The sequence below is a fragment of the Desulfosarcina sp. genome, from assembly GCF_041551955.1.
In the GTDB taxonomy this organism is placed as follows: Bacteria; Desulfobacterota; Desulfobacteria; order Desulfobacterales; family Desulfosarcinaceae; genus Desulfosarcina.
Genome location: NZ_JBFELV010000487.1, coordinates 1 through 3,643 on the forward strand (window position 1 = coordinate 1; position 3,643 = coordinate 3,643).

General features: G+C 55.5%; 4 protein-coding genes. 2 read left to right on the forward strand and 2 right to left on the reverse strand.

Annotated features, from left to right (window positions below; genetic code table 11):
- The first annotated feature begins 465 nt into the window (after nt 1-465).
- Nucleotides 466-759, forward strand: coding sequence for a GYD domain-containing protein (locus ABYV26_RS22935; protein WP_372683678.1), 294 nt, complete (start codon nt 466-468; stop codon nt 757-759).
- A 75-nt stretch (nt 760-834) separates the two neighbouring features.
- Here the strand turns inward: ABYV26_RS22935 and ABYV26_RS22940 are convergent, their stop codons facing one another.
- Nucleotides 835-1,119, reverse strand: a complete 285-nt coding sequence (locus ABYV26_RS22940) for an antibiotic biosynthesis monooxygenase (protein ID WP_372683679.1) — start codon at nt 1,117-1,119, stop codon at nt 835-837.
- Nucleotides 1,120-1,324: 205 nt separating this feature from the next.
- Complete coding sequence (locus ABYV26_RS22945; protein WP_372683680.1) at nt 1,325-2,101, reverse strand: enoyl-CoA hydratase/isomerase family protein; 777 nt, start codon at nt 2,099-2,101, stop codon at nt 1,325-1,327.
- 357 nt (nt 2,102-2,458) lie between these two features.
- On the opposite strand from ABYV26_RS22945, the gene gatB reads away from it, so the two are divergent.
- The coding region (gene gatB / locus ABYV26_RS22950; protein ID WP_372683681.1) for an Asp-tRNA(Asn)/Glu-tRNA(Gln) amidotransferase subunit GatB at nt 2,459-3,643 on the forward strand (1,185 nt) is incomplete at its 3' end.

A 3,643-nucleotide genomic window follows, 5' to 3' on the forward strand; every position in this document is an offset into this window, starting at 1 on the left:
AGATCGCCGAGATCATGCCCAGGGCCATGATTCCAAGAATGCCATTTTTCATGCTGCAGTCACTTTCAGTTCGTCTTATTCCTCAAATCCGCCCTTATGGTCCGGCGGATGCCTGAAAGCAAGGCCATTGAGACGGATTGACACCCGTCAGCAGTTTTTTTTGGCATATTGGATCTGCCATCCAGAGGATCGGAGCCTTGCCGCACCCATCATTTTCGTTTATAATCCGTTTAGCTGTTGATTTCTACGGTCCCTCACCCTTGCATCGAATGCCGCGCCGGTATCGGCAAATGGCTGTTCAACCCTTTTTAGCGCCTCGTTTAACCTCTTTCTCTTGTTGCCATGCGTGCAGATCTTTTCAGCTCGGCCCCGTATGAGACGACCTCGAACCGACTTGCGATCTTAAAGTCTATATGGAATCGACTATTTTTCGTCAATCACCCATCCTATTCAAAGGAGGAAAAAATGCCGATTTTCATGATGTTTGGAAAATACACGACGCAAGCCATGCAAAACATCAGCCCGGAAAGGACCGAAAAGGCCGTTGAAGTGATCAAGGCCAACGGCGGGAAAATCGTATCCATGTATGCGGTCATGGGCAAGCACGACCTGGTTTTTACGCTTGATTTTCCGGATGCGGACAACGCCTTTGCCACGTCGGTGGCCCTGAACACCTTGACCGGGATCTCTTTTACCACCTCTCCGGTCGTCGAGGTTGAAATGTTCGACAAAATGATCACCAAGGTAAAAAAGATGTGATCACCGGACCTGGCGAGCGTGCTCACATGCGACGGGCGCCGGCATTAAACCGGTTTTTTGCTGATCTTTGTATGTCTATTCATATTCGTAAATCTCGTACTGGGTCTCATCTCCCAGCAACTGGTCGATGTCGGCCTGCAGGGCTGCGCGCTCCCGGCTCGCATGCCACTGTTTCCAGTAGAATTGGGATTGCCATTTCGATATCACCAGAACCTCACCCGGTTGATCGATCCGTTTCAGCGTTTCGCCGGACACATAACCGGGACTGCCCACGATCGTCGACCGCATCTGGTTGATCAGCGTCATCAACGCTTCTTCTTTGTCCTCGGATACACGCCGGCGGATGTGGATTCTGATCATTGTTACCGCTCCTTGTCTGAAGATTCAGTATTAGGTGGGAAATCACACCTGCATCGGTGCACGGGCGCCACTCCGTTCAAAAGGGGGTAAACCCTCGGAATAAATCCCGTTTTCGCCAAATTTAACCGAGTCGTAGCTGTACTCATGACGTTTTTCAACACCCTGTTAGACCAGGTCAACGGATCCATGTACGACCGGAATGGTGTTACTTCTCCTGCCATTGCGGTTTGCGTTTTTCAAGAAAGGCCGAGACGCCCTCTTTGGCGTCTTCGGAGGAGCACAACCGGGCGAAGGCTTCGTTCATGTAGGCAAAGGCCTTGTCGTAATTCAGGTCGGCGGCGGCATAGAAGGCTGACTTGGCGTTCTGAACGGCCACAGGACTCTTGGCGGCCAGCACGGCGGCCCAGCGCCGGGCTTCCATCTCCAGATCATCCGCCGGCACGACCTTGTTGATCAATCCCATCTCCATCGCCGCCGGGGCCTTGAACAACTCCCCATAGAGCAGCATTTCCATGGCCCGCTTGCGTCCCACGGATCGGGTGACCGGAATCACGGGCCCCACGCAGTTGAGGCCCACATTGATGGCGGTCAGGCCCATGCGGGCGTTGTCGGCAGCAATGGCCAGGTCGCAGGCAGCCACCAGGCCGGCACCATTGGCCGCAGCCACGCCGTGGACCTGTGCCATCACCGGTTTTTTCATGCGGCTGATCGTCTCCAGGGGGGTTTCCATGTGGGTGATCCACTCCCGGTATTCCAAAGTACTCTTGCCGAAGAAATCCCCCACGTCGATGCCCGCGCAAAAGGCCTTGCCGGCACCTTTGAGGATAATGATCCTCACCGCCGGTTCACCGTCCAGCCGAAGCAAGGCCGCATTGAGTTCCGACGCCAGGGGCATTGTGAACGTATTCAGGCTCTCCGGGCGGTTCAGGGTGATTTCACCGATGTGATTCTCCAACATCTCAACGATAACCGTTTCGGCCATGTCTGTCCTCCTTTGGTGGTGAGGGGTTTAAACGGTCATGCAAGAACAATTATTTGTCCGATGGCCGCCGGTCAAGAAACTGCCGAAGGGCGTTCACAGGTTCAGGGTTCACCGTTCCGGATTTATTGTCTATGGGTTGACCTTGTCTCCAGGCAATCGGTAATCCCACCTTTCCGCTATATACCAGAAAAGCGTTCTGGATGCCTCCCTTTTTTATACCTGGCAAGGACATATTAAAGCGCGGCTACACCCATCTTTACAATCTTCGCCGTTGATGCTAATGCATGCCTTTGCGCGGTTTCAGGGAGGTTTCACGAAAATTCGCCAACCAGGCAACAACAGTGATGGAACGATCAGATGGAATTCACCCCAGTTATCGGTTTGGAAGTTCACGCTCAGCTGAAAACCCGCACGAAGATTTTCTGCAGTTGCTCCACCGCTTTCGGTGCACCGCCGAATACCCACACCTGTCCGGTGTGCTTGGGAATGCCCGGGGTGTTGCCGGTACTCAATAAAAAGGTGGTCGATTACACCATCAAAATGGCCCTGGCCACCCAATGCACCATCCAGGCGGAAAGCCGCTTCGCCCGCAAGAACTATTTTTACCCTGACCTGCCCAAGGGTTACCAGATCTCCCAATACGAACTGCCCATCGCCACCGACGGTCACCTGGACATCGAGATTGACGGACGGTCCCTGCGTATCGGCATCACCCGCATTCACATGGAAGAAGATGCCGGAAAGCTCATCCACGATCCGGACCGCCCCATCAGTCGGGTCGACCTGAACCGAACCGGTGTGCCGCTGATGGAAATCGTCAGCGAACCGGACATTCGCAGCCCCGAGGCCGCCGGCGAATACCTGCGCCAACTGCGCGCCATCCTGCGATACCTGGATATCAGCGACGGCAACATGGAGGAGGGCAGCTTCCGCTGCGACGCCAACGTTTCCATCATGCCCCAAGGGTCAACCGTCTTCGGCACCCGGGCCGAAGTGAAAAACCTCAACTCCTTCAAGCACGTGGAAAAGGCCATCTATTTTGAGATCGCCCGCCAGAAGGAGATCCTTCTCGATGGCGGCCAGATGGACCAGGAGACCCGCCTGTGGCAGCCGGACAAGGGGCAGACCGTGTCCATGCGCGGCAAGGAGGATGCCCATGATTATCGCTATTTCCCCGATCCGGATCTGCTGCCCCTGGTGATCGACGAGGCGTGGATCGAACGCATGCGCGCCCAGATGCCCGAGCTTCCAACCCAGCGCCAGGCCCGCTATATGGCCGACTACGGCCTGCCATCCGCCGATGCCCGGGTATTGACCGGAAGCCGCGAGCTGGCCGACTATTTCGAAGCCTGCCTGGCCGAATTCGATCAGCCCAAAACGGTGGCCAACTGGGTCATGGGTGACCTGCTGGGTCTGCTCAACGCCAGGGGACTGGACATTGCAGACGCTCCGGTCTCGCCGACACACCTGACCGGGCTGTTGAAGCTGCTGGACACCGATGTGATCAGTGGCAAAATCGCCAAAACCGTCTTCGAAGCCATG